17 protein-coding genes are annotated in these 14013 nt (G+C 60.1%); 7 read left to right on the forward strand and 10 right to left on the reverse strand.

From position 1 onward, the window contains the following. Positions 1–32: 32 nt before the first annotated feature. The 4 genes from ATU_RS15395 to ATU_RS15410 all read right to left on the reverse strand — a co-directional run bounded on the left by ATU_RS15395 (position 33) and on the right by ATU_RS15410 (position 3229). Positions 33–818: a L,D-transpeptidase gene (locus ATU_RS15395; protein ID WP_010972948.1), complete on the reverse strand. Its 786-nt coding sequence runs from the start codon at positions 816–818 to the stop codon at positions 33–35. Between the two features lie 19 nt (positions 819–837). After that, positions 838–1893: a L,D-transpeptidase family protein gene (locus tag ATU_RS15400; protein WP_035257389.1), complete on the reverse strand. Its 1056-nt coding sequence runs from the start codon at positions 1891–1893 to the stop codon at positions 838–840. A 170-nt stretch (positions 1894–2063) separates the two neighbouring features. Further along, positions 2064–2849 (reverse strand): SDR family oxidoreductase, encoded by a 786-nt coding sequence (locus ATU_RS15405; protein WP_010972950.1) that lies wholly within the window; start codon positions 2847–2849, stop codon positions 2064–2066. Next, the gene (locus tag ATU_RS15410) at positions 2846–3229 is read right to left on the reverse strand and encodes a hypothetical protein (protein ID WP_006315214.1); all 384 of its coding nucleotides are present in this window, start codon (positions 3227–3229) and stop codon (positions 2846–2848) included. The genes ATU_RS15405 and ATU_RS15410 overlap by 4 nt, the downstream gene beginning before the upstream one ends. A 96-nt stretch (positions 3230–3325) precedes the next feature. On the opposite strand from ATU_RS15410, the gene ATU_RS15415 reads away from it, so the two are divergent. Next, positions 3326–3907 (forward strand): DNA-3-methyladenine glycosylase, encoded by a 582-nt coding sequence (locus tag ATU_RS15415; protein WP_010972952.1) that lies wholly within the window; start codon positions 3326–3328, stop codon positions 3905–3907. A gap of 41 nt (positions 3908–3948) precedes the next feature. On the opposite strand, the gene ATU_RS26575 is transcribed toward ATU_RS15415, so the two are convergent. The 3 genes from ATU_RS26575 to ATU_RS15425 all read right to left on the reverse strand — a co-directional run bounded on the left by ATU_RS26575 (position 3949) and on the right by ATU_RS15425 (position 5716). Then, positions 3949–4107, reverse strand: a complete 159-nt coding sequence (locus ATU_RS26575; protein WP_006315212.1) for a hypothetical protein — start codon at positions 4105–4107, stop codon at positions 3949–3951. A gap of 223 nt (positions 4108–4330) precedes the next feature. Further along, positions 4331–4528: a hypothetical protein gene (locus ATU_RS15420; protein ID WP_010972953.1), complete on the reverse strand. Its 198-nt coding sequence runs from the start codon at positions 4526–4528 to the stop codon at positions 4331–4333. Positions 4529–4702: 174 nt separating this feature from the next. Beyond that, complete coding sequence (locus tag ATU_RS15425; protein WP_010972954.1) at positions 4703–5716, reverse strand: substrate-binding domain-containing protein; 1014 nt, start codon at positions 5714–5716, stop codon at positions 4703–4705. A gap of 268 nt (positions 5717–5984) precedes the next feature. On the opposite strand from ATU_RS15425, the gene ATU_RS15430 reads away from it, so the two are divergent. The 6 genes from ATU_RS15430 (at position 5985) to ATU_RS15455 (ending at position 12056) form a co-directional block, all read left to right on the forward strand. Next, a complete protein-coding gene (locus ATU_RS15430) occupies positions 5985–7250 on the forward strand; it encodes an ABC transporter substrate-binding protein (protein ID WP_010972955.1) in 1266 nt (421 codons plus the stop codon). A 63-nt stretch (positions 7251–7313) separates the two neighbouring features. Then, on the forward strand, positions 7314–8288 hold the full coding sequence (locus ATU_RS15435; RefSeq protein ID WP_006315207.1) for a carbohydrate ABC transporter permease: 975 nt from the start codon (positions 7314–7316) through the stop codon (positions 8286–8288). After that, positions 8285–9118 (forward strand): carbohydrate ABC transporter permease, encoded by an 834-nt coding sequence (locus tag ATU_RS15440; RefSeq protein WP_006315206.1) that lies wholly within the window; start codon positions 8285–8287, stop codon positions 9116–9118. The genes ATU_RS15435 and ATU_RS15440 overlap by 4 nt, the downstream gene beginning before the upstream one ends. A gap of 10 nt (positions 9119–9128) precedes the next feature. Continuing rightward, complete coding sequence (locus ATU_RS15445) at positions 9129–10157, forward strand: ABC transporter ATP-binding protein (protein ID WP_010972956.1); 1029 nt, start codon at positions 9129–9131, stop codon at positions 10155–10157. Positions 10158–10214: 57 nt separating this feature from the next. Further along, a complete protein-coding gene (locus ATU_RS15450) occupies positions 10215–11000 on the forward strand; it encodes a ThuA domain-containing protein (RefSeq protein WP_010972957.1) in 786 nt (261 codons plus the stop codon). Between the two features lie 6 nt (positions 11001–11006). Further along, entirely contained in the window at positions 11007–12056 is a 1050-nt protein-coding gene (locus ATU_RS15455) for a Gfo/Idh/MocA family protein (RefSeq protein ID WP_006315203.1), read from the forward strand. A 33-nt stretch (positions 12057–12089) separates the two neighbouring features. Here ATU_RS15455 and queE read toward each other — a convergent pair whose 3' ends face one another. From queE to queC, 3 genes are read right to left on the reverse strand one after another with little or no spacing between them, the layout of a single operon-like run. After that, complete coding sequence (gene queE / locus ATU_RS15460; RefSeq protein WP_006315202.1) at positions 12090–12845, reverse strand: 7-carboxy-7-deazaguanine synthase QueE; 756 nt, start codon at positions 12843–12845, stop codon at positions 12090–12092. Next, a complete protein-coding gene (gene queD / locus ATU_RS15465) occupies positions 12842–13198 on the reverse strand; it encodes a 6-carboxytetrahydropterin synthase QueD (protein ID WP_006315201.1) in 357 nt (118 codons plus the stop codon). Before queD ends, queE begins: the two co-directional genes overlap by 4 nt. Further along, on the reverse strand, positions 13198–13908 hold the full coding sequence (gene queC / locus ATU_RS15470; RefSeq protein WP_010972958.1) for a 7-cyano-7-deazaguanine synthase QueC: 711 nt from the start codon (positions 13906–13908) through the stop codon (positions 13198–13200). Before queC ends, queD begins: the two co-directional genes overlap by 1 nt. Positions 13909–14013: the final 105 nt, after the last annotated feature.

Raw genomic sequence — 14013 nt, forward strand, 5'->3', positions numbered from 1 at the left:
GACCTGTCACGCATTCACGCGCCACCGCGTGATCAATAGCTTTGCACCGGTTGCGACAGGCCGTCGCCGATCACGCCATTGCCATATTGCGCCACCGGAACGCCCGCCTGCCCGATCGGCACGCCCTGCTGTGCCGGGCCGAGCGCCGTCACCACGATCGGCGTACCGTCAGGTACACGGCTATAGAGGTCGACGATATCCTGGTTCAACAGGCGTACGCAGCCTGACGATACCGACTTGCCGATGGTCCACCATTCCGGCGAGCCGTGCAGACGATAGATCGTGTCCTTGCCGTCCTTGAAGATATAGAGCGCACGCGCGCCGAGCGGGTTCTTGAGGCCCGGCTCCATGCCGCCATTGCGGCCGCTATAGGGTTCCAGTTCCGGCTGGCGGGCGATCATTTCGTCGGGCGGGGTCCAGCGCGGCCATTGCCGCTTGTACTGGATCACGCCGCGACCGGCCCATTCGAAACCGGCACGACCGAGACCGACGCCATAACGCATGGCCTGACCGTCTTCATAGGTCAGATAGAGGAAATGATTGGCCGTATCGACCACGATGACACCCGGACGCTCGCCGGTCGGGTTCGGCACCATCTGCCGCAGGAACTGGCGCGGAATGCGCTTATAGGGAATTTCCGGCAACGGGAACTGCTCGTCCGGCTTGGGGCCGTACATCAGCGCATACATCGGGTCATCGGCAGGTGCAGCAGGCTTCGTGGCCTCACGCGCCGTGGTGTTGCAGCCTGCAAGGCCGGCAAGCGCCAATCCACCTGCTCCAAGCAGGAAACCCCGCCGGGTCGTTGTCGTCTCGTTCAATTGAAAAACCTCATTTACATCATCTCACACTGGCAAAGGGGTCTGCCAGCGCCGCCTCAGGACGGCTGATAGGGTACTTCGTGCCGGAAACCTGCGATGCCATGACCTTGGCGCCGCTGGATTTCAGGAGGGCCCGGAAGCTCGGATGCATGCCGCCGTCTACATACGCGCTGAGCGGGGCGGAAGTTCCCTCGCTCATCGCCGCGGCAAGTTTTTGTTGCTCTTCAGCCAGTTTCGACGCCACTGCCGGGTCGGGCTGATTGACGGCGGGTGGGCAGGCAGCCAGCGGGTCAGTGGGCTCGCCGCCGTCAAATTCACTGTTGAAGACATAACGGCGACCGCAGACGGAAACCTTGGGCTGGCGGCGCGTCACCTCGAAATAATCGTAACCTTCCTTCAGCGTCTTCCAGAACGGCATGTTGGGATCGTCTCGGTGCGCCACCATGTTGCGGGCGCTCATGCGGAAGGGATAGGCCTGGACCTGAAAGCGATCCTGCCCGCCCTGCAACGCCCGCGCGACGATGGCGTAGATCTCGCCAACCTGCTGGTCGGTCATGGCGTAGCAGCCGGAAGACGAGCAGGCGCCATGCACCATCAGCGCCTCACCGGTGTAACCAAGTGCTGATTCCAGCCGGTTGGGATAACCGAGATTGAAGGAAACGTAATATTGCGAGTTCGGATTGAGCATGCCGGCAGAGACATGATAAAAACCTTCAGGCGCCTGCCGGTCGCCCGTCTTCATCTTGGGGCCGAGCTTTCCCGACCACCGGCACATAGGATATGCCTTGAGCAGGGCGTAATTTCCCGTCTTGTCGACCTTCCAGACCTCTAGCTCGCTCTCCTGCTTGAAAATGCGAACGAGAACCGGGCTTTCGGGACGCATGCTCTTGGCCGACATCTGCGCCATCATCTTGGACGACAGCTTCGGCGGGTCCTTCTTGACGCTATCGAGGCCCATAGACGTACATGCAACAAGGCTGCCGCCGATCGCGACGACCGCAGCCATTCTTACCCCTGCGCTAATCTTTTGCCGCAACCCCGCAACCGCGAAATCCAGCAATGCCTGCATGCCCATGGATCGTTTTACCCGCCTGATTTGCCCGCCTTTACGGCAGACGCTTAACTACCGAAGGTGGCCACAACACGGCAACCTCGCCATGGACAAAGTGTCGTGAACAGACGTTACCCTTTCGTTAATCATAGGCACACAAGCCCGTGATGCCGAGGCGGCTGGCTGAGGGTGGATTATCGGAGAAGGCCCTGACCGCCGTCGATCCATACCGGTGTGCCGGTAATGTGACGCGATGCATCCGAGGCGAGAAAACCGATGAGTTCGGCGACATCCTCGCTCGTCCCGGCGACACCGCCCGTCACCGGAATGTCGCCCGCCGGAAAACGAACCGGCACTTCGGTCCTTTCCCTCCCGCGGATGTCGGTGTTCTCATTGATTGCCGTTTCGATCTCGCCCGGGCACACCGCATTGACGCGGATCCGGTGGCGGCCAAGCTCCAGCGCCAGTTGCTGGGCCATGGCAAGCTGTCCCGCCTTTGTCACGGAATAGGCGGTCGCACCGGGCGAGGTAAACGTGCGGGTGCCGTTGATGGACGACACGATAACGATGGACCCGCCGCCGGCCGCTTTCAGATGCGGCACGCTGGCGTGGACGGTGAGATAGGTGCCGCGCAGGTTGATGCGGATCGTGTCGTCCCAGTCGGAAGGCTTCAACTCATCGATGGGCGCCCAGACTCCGTTCACCCCGGCATTCGCCACCACGACATCCAGCCGACCGAAATCGTCCACAAGCGTTGCTACCGCATGACGCATGGCCGCCTCATCCGAGACATCGGCGAGAAGAAGTCTCGAAGAGCCGGATGCGGCCTCTATCTCAGCAGCCACGGTCTGCAATTCGGATTCGGTGCGCCCGAGCAGGCCAACCGAAAAGCCTGCCGCGGCCAGATGGAGGGCGGCGGCGCGACCGATACCGGAACCTGCACCGGTGACGAGAGCAACTTTGCGATAAGCCAATGTCACAGCCCGCCTTTTCTGGACGCTATCGAGGTGACGGTGGCTGAGACCGGATCGCTGGCTGGAAAGCTATCTTCCAGCCCCTCGTCCAATTCCTCCTCCAGAATAGCACTATCCTTTGCGGTGCGGGCGCTTGCCTGACCATGCGGACCATCATCCTGCGCCGTTCCAAGCGCGGAAAACTGCGACGATGCATCAGCGCCATGCCGGGTGCCGAAAGCCGTCAGCTGCACCATAACCGCACTGGCGCGCTTGATGGCCTCCGCATCATCGATCCCTTCCAGTCCATCTGCGAGACGGACGGAGACCTGGTCGCCGTCGCTGCCGACGAACTCGACGGATATGACGCCGTTATTGCGTTTTACATAGGTCGTGGAAAGTTGCATGACATGCCCTCCGATTTGAGAAACATCGGCTAGCCATCCGATGCGGTAATACTGAAACCTGAATTCACAACGATGGCAGAGCGGAAGGGGTTCCCGATGAATCAGTCCTTTAGCCCGGAAGTGCCGCAGAGTTTCTTCCAGCGCGACGCACTGGATGTGGCCCGCGCACTCATCGGTGCGGAATTTCGCGTCGGCAAAGCCGGCGGCATTATTGTTGAAACCGAAGCCTACCATCCCGACGATCCGGCATCCCACGCCTTCAATGGGCAGACCCCACGCAACAGGGCAATGTTCGGCCCTGCCGGCCATCTCTATGTCTACCGGTCCTACGGCATCCACTGGTGCGCCAACTTCGTCTGTGCCCCCGGCTCCGCCGTGCTTCTGCGCGCCATCGAGCCGCTGACCGGTATAGATATGATGAAACTGCGCCGGGGAACCGATAAGCTCAAACTTCTCTGCTCGGGCCCGGGCAAGTTGTGCCAGGCGATGGCGATTACCGGAGAGATGGATGGAGCACCGCTCAACGCACCACCATTTCTGCTGCGTCTGCCAAAGGAAGCCGCCGCGATCAGCACCGGCAGGCGCATCGGTATCAGCCGTGCAGTGGATTATCCCTGGCGTTTCGGGCTGGAAGGCTCAGCTTTCGTCAGCAAGAAGTTCGAGCCAGACCAGCGCTAGGGCCACACCAGCGCTAGGGAAAGAACGGCTGCGCCGGACTTCTAAAGGACTCTCGGCGGCCCGTCATTTTCATCGGGGTTGGGCGTCGGCAGTTCATCCGGCAAACGGTCGGGTTCCGGCTCTTTCACCGGTGGAATATCCGGCTGCGGCGGCACAGGCATCGGCGGCTCGGGATAGGGTTCAACGGGAACGGTCGACATTGCGGGCTCCTAACATGAGCGCCCCTGTCCATTGCGGCGCCGCTAAATCTCTCGGGACAACGCGCTTACGCCGTCACCATTTAGGCGGCGCAACACCCAATTCGCCCATCGGTCGAATGCCGGTAAGGTCCTTTCGGTATAGGTTGCGCCGCCCTGCGGATCGTATAGGAAAACGCGGGGACGGCAGGTACGTTCCGTTTTTCAGGAAGGTTTTTGCGGCAGATCAGACGAAACCGAGCGCACTGCGGGAAATATCGCGGTTTTCGCAATAATCGCGGGAATGGGCTTCATGACCATGCTCGCGAGCGGTCGAACGGGTGAGTTCCGGGCTTGGAACGTTGAGAAGCGCATCGGCATAAGTGCCGGTCGCCTCGACGTCGTCGATCACAGTCTGCTGTTGCGGCTTTAAAAATTCAAACATCCGTCATCCTCCTTCAATGCATCCCCTCAACGCGCCGGCACGGGACCTGTTCCATTAAACCCGTGACTGCTCCGATTATACACGAGACCGGCTTAACGAATAGACGATGAAAGGCGAACGCTATCAAATGACGTTCACAAAATGGAGTGGAATCAGTGAGCTAGGGCAACGGGCTTAGGCCAGACCGACCGATTCCCGCAAGATCAGCTCGACCGGCCACAATTCCTGAACTTCGCGGACAGGTCGGCCACCGACGATCTGCAAAAGCAGGTCCGTGACGCGCATGCCGGCCATACGCATCGACGAGCGGGTGGTGGAAAGCGGCGGCATCATGCTTTCCGGAGTGAGATAGGGAAACACGTCGTCATGGGCGATGACGGAGACATCCTTGCCAATCACCAGTCCCAGCTGGGTTGCCGCGCGATAAACGCCCTGGGCTGTCATCATCGCACCGGCGACAAAGGCCGTCGGGCGCGGGGTCTGCTCCAGCAGCGAGCGAGCGAAACGGAAAGCGGCATCTTCGCTGAAATGCTCGCTCATCATGAAACGCGGATCAGGCGTGATCCCATGGGTCGCCAGCGCCTCGCGAAAACCCTGTTCACGATCCTGCACGAAGGTGCGGCCGACAGGACCGTTGATAAGGGCGATACGGCGATGGCCGCGCTCCAGAAAATGGATCGTCGGACGATAGGTCACATCGTGATTGTCGATATCGAGCCAGGCATGTTCAAAAGCCGTCTTTGAGCGACCATGCACGATGAAGGGCACACCCAGCCGGTTGAGTAGCGCAATGCGCTCATCCTCCGGTCTTGGCGAATGCACAATGATGCCATCGACCCGGCCGCTCGCCGCCAGCCGGCTGAAGATCGCCAATTCCTCGTCAAGATTATTATCAACTGTGACGCTGACGAGGATATCGGTCTCCTCGTTTTCAAGCCGCGTGGCCATGCCGCCCATGAATTCAGAAAAGAAATGCCCGCCGCCCGAACGGCCCATGACGACGCCGATGGCGCCAGCCCTGCCCGTTGCCAACCGCACCGCGTTTGCATTTGGCCGATAGCCATATTTCAGCGCAGCCTCCATCACCCGCTGGCGCGTTTCTTCGCGCACCTCGGGATAGCCGCCAAGCGCCCGGCTGACGGTGGTGGGCGAGAGCCCGACCTTTGCTGCGAATTCCTTGAGCTTCATGTTTTTTGCCAATTTGCCCCTGCATGCGTCGCCGCCACGGATTTTTCAAGCCGACAAAAATTGAAAACGATTTCAATTTTCCTCCACCTGAAACCGTACAGTTGATCACTTCGAAAGGCAAACACCGAAAAATTGCAGACAAAAACACCCAATTTTCGCTCAGTTAGAAAGAGTATTGACAGATTGTTCAGCTTTTGCGAGCCTTCCTTCAGTCAAAAGCGCTTTCAATTTTGAGGACAATCGGGAGCGTCAACGGAGGAGTTTGACAATGAATATTTCCATGAAGACTTTGTTCCTGTGCGGAGTCGCGTTTTCCGCCGCCATTTCGGCTGAGGCGGCCGAACTTTCCATTGCCGCAAATTCGACCGGCAAGAACGTCGCGTTTTTCCGCGAACGCATCGCCGCTTTCGAGAAAGAGACCGGTCACAAGGTCAATCTCGTCACCATGCCGTCTTCTTCCAGCGAACAGTTCAGCCAGTACCGGCTGTGGCTTGCCGCCGGCAACAAGGATGTCGACGTTTACCAGACGGACGTGATCTGGGCCCCGCAGCTAGCCGAACAATTCGTGGATTTGACCGCAGCGACCAAGGATGTCATCGGGGATCATTTCCCTTCTATCGTCGCCTCACAGACGGTGGACGGCAAGCTCGTCGCCATGCCGATGTTCACCGACGCGCCGGCGCTGTTTTACCGCAAGGACCTTCTGGAAAAATATGGCAAGCAGCCGCCGAAAACCTGGAAGGAACTGAGCGAGACCGCCAAGGAGGTTCAGGACAAGGAACGCGCGGCCGGCCAGAAGGACCTCTGGGGCTTCGTTTTTCAGGGCAGCGCCTATGAAGGTCTGACCTGCAACGCTCTGGAATGGATCGCATCCGCGGGCGGTGGCCATATCGTTGAAACCAACGGCGATATCTCCATCAATAACGAGAAGGCGGCAGCTGCAATCGAAACCGCCAAAGGCTGGGTCGGCACCATCGCACCGCAGGGCGTTCTCGCTTACAAGGAAGAGGAAGCACGCGGTGTCTGGCAGACCGGCAATTCCGTCTTCATGCGCAACTGGCCCTATGCCTATGCGCTTGGAAATGGTGCCGACAGCGCGATCAAGGACAAGTTCGGCGTCACGCCGCTGCCGGCAGGTGAAGAAGGCGCAGCCCCCGCTTCCACACTCGGCGGCTGGAACCTTGCTGTTTCGAAATATTCCGACGATCAGGAAGCGGCTATCCAGCTGGTAAAATTCCTGGCATCAAAGGATACCCAGAAGCTGCGCGCGATCCAGCTGTCCAACATGCCGACGATCGCTTCGCTTTACGACGACAAGGATGTCGCGGCCGCACAGCCCTTCATGCCGACGTGGAAGCCGATCTTCGAGACCGCCGTTCCGCGTCCTTCCGCCTCGGCCAAGGTGAAATATAACGAGGTTTCGGCCAAGTTCTGGGGCGCCGTGCACAACACGCTCTCCGGCAATGGTACGGCGGCGGAAAATCTCGAACTTCTCGAGGTTGAACTGACCGATCTCAAAGGCAACGGCTGGTAACCCGGCCCGCGCGGGAAGCGGTCTCGCCTGATCGTTTCCCGCGCCCCAACCGCGAGATATCCCATGAACGACATCGCCCTTCAAAGACCGGTCGCGGCCGCCAGCACCGGCTCCGACCTGCAGTCGGAACGACTGAAATCCGCCTGGCTGTTTCTTGCCCCCACATTTCTGGTGCTGGCTCTGGTGGCTGGCTGGCCGCTGGTGCGCACCGTCTGGTTCAGCTTCACCGACGCATCGCTGACCAATCTCGACGGTGCGCAGTTCGTCGGCCTAAAGAACTACCTTACCTGGATCACGCTGAGCAGCGGTCGCACCATCTATCGCGGCCTGCTCGCCGATCCCGCCTGGTGGGGCGCGGTTCTCAACACGCTGAAATTCACCATTCTCTCGGTCAGCTTCGAAACCGTGCTCGGCCTCATCGTCGCGCTGGTGCTGAATGCCGAATTTAAAGGGCGCGGCTTCGTGCGCGCCGCCATCCTTGTGCCATGGGCCATTCCCACTATCGTCTCGGCGCAGATGTGGGCGTGGATGCTGAACGACCAGTTCGGTATCTTGAACGATCTTTTCCTCAATCTCGGACTGATCTCCAACAAGATCGCCTGGACCGCCAATCCGGATACCGCCATGGTCGCCGTCCTGATTGTGGATATCTGGAAGACGACGCCGTTCATGGCGCTGCTCATTCTCGCCGGCCTGCAGATGGTGCCGAAGGACATGTATGAGGCGGCCAAGGTGGACGGCATCCACCCCGTCAAGGTGTTCTTTCGCGTCACCCTGCCGATGATCCGTCCCGCACTGATGGTCGCTGTCATCTTCCGGATGCTGGATGCGATGCGCGTTTTCGATCTCATCTACATCCTGACGCCGAACAATGCACAGACCCGCACTATGTCGGTGCTGGCGCGCGAGAACCTGTTCGATTTCGACAAGTTTGCTTACGGCGCGGCGGCCTCGACCATGCTGTTCCTCATCATCGCTTCGATCACGGTCATCTACATGTGGCTTGGGCGCGTCAATACCGATGGAGGCGCACGATGACTCTGCCAGGCATCCTGAAAACCACCGCCTTTTATGCGCTGGTCGCCATCATCATGGTAATTTCGGTATTCCCGTTCTACTACGCGATCCTGACCAGCCTGAAATCCGGCTCGGCGCTGTTCCAGGTCAATTATTGGCCGCGTGACTTCTCGCTGACCAATTACAGCTTCGTCATCGGCAACGGCACTTTCCTGCGCAATCTCGGCAATTCGCTGCTGGTGGCCTCCTCGGTTGTCGTGCTGTCGCTGTTTCTGGCGGTTACCGCATCATATGCTCTGGCCCGTGTCCGATTTCGGGGCCGCTCGCTGCTTCTGCTCACCATCCTGTCGGTCTCGATGTTTCCGCAGATCGCCGTTCTCGCCGGCCTGTTCGAACTGATCCGCTGGGCCGGCATCTTCAACACGCCGCTCGCGCTGATCTTTTCCTACATGATCTTCACCCTGCCCTTCACGGTCTGGGTGCTGACAACTTTCATGCGCGATCTGCCGATCGAGATCGAGGAAGCGGCCATCGTTGATGGTGCAACGCCCTGGGTCATCATCACCCAGGTCTTCATGCCGCTGATGTGGCCGGCGCTCGTCACCACAGGGCTCCTCGCCTTCATCGCAGCGTGGAACGAGTTCCTCTTCGCGCTCACGTTCACCTCATCGAACGAGCAGCGCACGGTGCCGGTCGCCATCGCGCTTCTCTCGGGCGGCTCGCAGTTCGAAATCCCCTGGGGAACGATCATGGCGGCCTCCGTCATCGTCACCGCCCCGCTCGTCGTCCTCGTTCTGATCTTCCAGCGACGCATCATCTCCGGCCTCACCGCCGGCGGCGTCAAAGGCTAGGAGAAAACTCATGACTACCATTCAATTGCGCGATCTTCGCAAATCCTTCGGCGCCTTCGATGTCATCAAGGGCATCGACATGGACATCCGCTCCGGCGAATTCATGGTCTTCGTCGGTCCCTCCGGGTGCGGCAAGTCCACGCTGTTGCGCCTCATCTGCGGGCTGGAGGAAATCACCGGCGGCACGCTCTCTTTCGACGGCGAGACGGTCAACCGCCTGCCGCCCGCCAAACGCGGCGTCGCCATGGTCTTCCAATCCTATGCGCTCTATCCGCATATGACCGTGTTCGAGAACATGGCTTTCGGCATGAAACTATCGGGCGCCGACAAGGAGCAACGCAGGAAGCGTGTCGAAGCAGCAGCCGAGATGCTGCAGCTCACGCCCTATCTGGAACGGCTACCGAAGCAGCTTTCCGGCGGCCAGCGCCAGCGCGTCGCCATCGGCCGTGCCATCGTGCGCGATCCGAAGGTCTTCCTGTTCGACGAACCGCTCTCCAACCTCGATGCGGCGCTGCGCGTTGCCACCCGTCTGGAAATCGCCAAGCTGCACCGCGAGATGCATGACACGACGATGATCTACGTCACCCACGACCAGGTGGAGGCGATGACGCTCGCCGACCGCATCTGCGTGCTGCGCGACGGTCGCGTCGAGCAGATCGGCACGCCGCTGGAGCTCTACGAAAGCCCAGTCAACACCTTCGTCGCCGGCTTCATCGGCTCGCCGAAGATGAACTTCCTTGCTGGCAAATATGCCGAGGCGGAAGGGGCAGCGACCATCGGCATCCGCCCCGAGCACATCACCGTCACCACCGGCGAGAACGGCTGGAGCGGCGAGATTGTGCATTCGGAAATGCTCGGATCGGACAGCTTCATCTATGTCGAGATCGGCGCCGGCGAACCCATTGTCGTTCGTGAAGAAGGCGTGACCGACCGCAAGGCTGGCGAGCGCATCACGCTCGTAGCCGATGCGGCGCAGATTCACCGTTTCGACGCACAAGGCCAGGCGCTGGCTCGCAATCCCGTGCGCGGAGCGGCCTGAAACTTCAACTTCCGCCGGGATCACCCAAGGTCCCGGCTTTCACCGAGGAGCATGACAATGACCATCAACACCGTTGTATGGGGCGAAAATATCCACGAACACATCAATGAGACGGTGCGTTCGATCTATCCGAACGGCATGCACAACACTATTGCCGACGCGCTGAACCAGAACCCTGAGATCAATGCCACCACCGCTACACTGCAGGAGCCGGAGCACGGCCTTTCGCAGGATCGTCTCGACAAGACCGACGTTCTTGTCTGGTGGGGCCACAAGGACCACGGCGCGGTGCAGGACGAGATCGTCGAGCGCGTCGCCAAGCGCGTCTGGGAAGGCATGGGCCTTATCGTCCTGCATTCCGGCCACTTCTCCAAGCCGTTCAAACGCCTGATGGGCACGCCCTGCGCGCTGAAATGGCGTGAGGCGGGCGAACGCGAGCGTCTGTGGACGATCAATCCGCGCCACCCTATTGCCGCCGGCCTGCCCGAGCATTTCGAGCTGGAAAACGAGGAGATGTATGGCGAGCAGTTCTCCGTGCCGGAGCCGCTGGAAACCGTATTCATCTCGTGGTTCCAAGGCGGCGAGGTCTTTCGTTCGGGCCTCACCTGGCGTCGTGGTGCCGGCAACATCTTCTATTTCCGCCCCGGCCACGAAACCTATCCGACCTATCACGACGCCAATGTCCAGAAGGTCATCAGCAATTCGGTGAAATGGGCCTATAATCCCGCCGGCGCGCTGAAAAGCATTCATGACGCCCCCAATGTTCCCGTCGACAAGGCGCTGGAGCCGATCGAGGAACGCGGCCCCAAGCTGCATCAGGCCGGCGAAGCAGGTTACAGGTAAAAAGCCATGAGACTTCTCATTCTCGGAACTGGCGGCATGGCCAACAACCATGCCACTTATTTTGCGCAAATCCCCGGCGTCGAACTCGTCGCGGCGGTGGATGTGGACGATGTGGTGGTGCGCGGCTTTGCGCTCCGCCACAACATCCCGCTCTCCTTCACCTCACTGGATGACGCCATTGCCTGGGGCGAATTCGACGCGGCGGCGAATGTCACGCCGGATGCCATCCACCACCCGACCAGCCTGAAGTTGCTGGCGGCCGGCAAACACGTCTTCTGCGAAAAGCCGCTGGCGGAAAACTACGCCAAGGCCGCCGAAATGGCCGATGCCGCCGAAAAAGCGGGTCTCGTTGCCATGGTCAACCTCACCTATCGCAATGTCGCCCCCTTGCAGGCGGCGCGCGAGATGGTGCTGGCTGGAAAAATCGGCAAAGTTCGCCATCTGGAAGCCTCCTATCTCCAGAGCTGGCTGGTTTCCAAGGCCTGGGGCGACTGGATGACGGAGAGCAAGTGGCTGTGGCGGCTTTCCACCAAGCATGGCTCCAACGGCGTGCTGGGTGATGTCGGCATCCACATTCTCGACTTCGCCTCTTATGGCGCGGGCAGCGATGTGGAGCGCATCTTCACGCGGCTGAAGACCTTCGACAAATACGAAGGGAATAAAATTGGCGTCTACGACCTCGACGCCAATGACAGCTTCACCATGACCGCCGAGCTGGAAAACGGCGCCATGGGCGTCATCCACGCCAGCCGCTGGGCAACGGGCCACCTCAACGAACTGCGCCTGCGCATCCATGGCGACAAGGGTGCTCTGGAAGTCATCCACACGCCTGACTATTCCAGCCTGCGGGCCTGCATTGGCGACGATGTGGAAAAGGCGATCTGGAAGACGATCGATGTCGGTCCGGTGCCGACGAATTACGAAAAATTCGCCAAGGCGGTCATGGAAGGCGGCCCCGCCGACCCGGACTTCCGCCACGCAGCCAATCTGCAGAAGGTGCTCGATCTTTCGATCATCGCGGATAGGGAGAGGCGCGAGGTGGCCGTTTCGGCTTGAGTTGCAGGAAAGCGGCGGCGCGGGCCGCCGCTTTCACACCCCACGCTTATTCCCCCACAACAGCACATGCAGCTGCGGCAACACGCGCGCTGAAAACCAGCGGTCTTCACTGATCTTCTCCACCAGCCACAACATTCGGTCCATGACCCCATCGATATCCACCCGCGCATCGTCATCATCCGGCGGCGGCGGAGTGTGATTGCCCGGCTGGAGATAGACCGGCAGATGCGGAAAACGCGCGGATGCCGCCTTGGCATAGGCATAGTCCGCATCATCGAAGATTACGACCTTCAGAGCCACCTGCGGACCATCGCCGGCGGCGGCGAGACAGTCTTCGAATGCCTGCCAGTCCGTTTCCATACCGCTCGATGGCGGTTTCGGGCTCAGCACCAGATGATCTAGATCGGCAAACCAGTCTTTCGCGATACTGCCCTGCGTTTCCAGTGCGAAACGATACCCTTCGCCTTGCCCCTTCGCGATCAAAGTGCCGAGCGGCTGGATGGCGGGATTGCCGCCTGACAGTGACACCGTCAACGGCATGCCGCCGGAAAGCCCTAGCACCTCCTGCCATATCGCCTCGACGGACATCGGTTTCCACGTGTCGCGGTACTCACTGTCGACCGCATGCAGCGTATCGCACCAGGAGCAGCGGTAATCGCAGCCACCGGTACGCACAAAGACGGTTGGCAGGCCGATCAGCGGCCCCTCGCCCTGAATGGTCGGGCCGAAGATTTCGCTGATGCGGACCGTGGTTTCCCTCGCAGCAATATTCCGTGCAGCCTCCGTCATGGCCGGTATTCCGCCCAGGTCTTGGTGGTTTCACTCACTCGAACGGCGCTGGTTTCCGGCAGGCTGGTCTTGCACCAGTCGTAGAAATGCTTTGCCAGACATTCCGCCGTCACCTGGTCATGGCCGAGAACGTCGTTCAGGTGGCGATGGTCGAAATGATCGTCTATGTAGCGCTTCAGCGGCGCCAGCTCGTGATAATCGCGCACGAAACCATGCTCGTTCAGCTCTTCGCCTGATAGTTCCACTTCGACGATGTAATTGTGCCCGTGCAGGCGGTTGCACTGGTGATCTGACGGCAGGCTTTTCAGCTGATGCGAGGCGGAGAAGTGAAACTCCTTGGTGATGCGAAACATCAGTGCACCTCCTGCGCCGCATAGGCCTGCGTGGCCGCCACCCAGAAATCCGGGTCTTCGTATTCCGTGGGATCGGTGACTCCCGCCAGATGGAAGGCCTCGCGCCGCTCCACGCAGGTGCCGCAACGGCCGCAATGGCGCAAGCCTCCCTTGTAACAGGACCAGGTTTCGCCAAATGGCGTGCCGTATTTCACCGCGTCAGTCACAATCGCCGCTTTGGAGACGGTGACGTAGGGCGCAAACAGGGTAACGTCGGCGTAACCTTCCAGCGCATGGGCCTGCATGGCATTAAAGCTGCCGATGAAGCCCGGCCTGCAATCGGGATAGATGAAATGGTCGCCGCCATGCACGGCGATCGCCACCGCATCCGCCTGCTGGGCGGCGGCAAGGCCAAACGCGATGGTCAGCATGATGGCGTTGCGGTTTGGCACCACGGTGGAGCGCATGGTCTCTTCCGCATAATGGCCATCAGGCACGTCGATATCGTCCGTCAGCGCCGAACCGGTGAGGTGCGCGCCGATGGTTCCGATATCGATGAGATGATGCGGCACGCCGAGACGTTTTGCGCAGTCGGCGGCGAAATCCAGTTCCTTCTTGTGGCGCTGGCCATAATCGAAGGAGACGAGAGCGAGAAGTTCATGTTCCGCCGCGATTTTATGGGCAAGCGAAACGGAGTCCAATCCGCCGGAGCAGATCACGATGGTTTTCATAAGTTGGGATCCCTTGTTTTGACCGGGTGGGCTGCGACCGGATACGGCGCGGCTTTAAACCAAAAGGAAGGGATTGTGAAGGGTTGCGGTAAAAACACGAAAGCG

Source organism: Agrobacterium fabrum str. C58, from assembly GCF_000092025.1.
Taxonomy (GTDB): Bacteria; Pseudomonadota; Alphaproteobacteria; order Rhizobiales; family Rhizobiaceae; genus Agrobacterium; species Agrobacterium fabrum.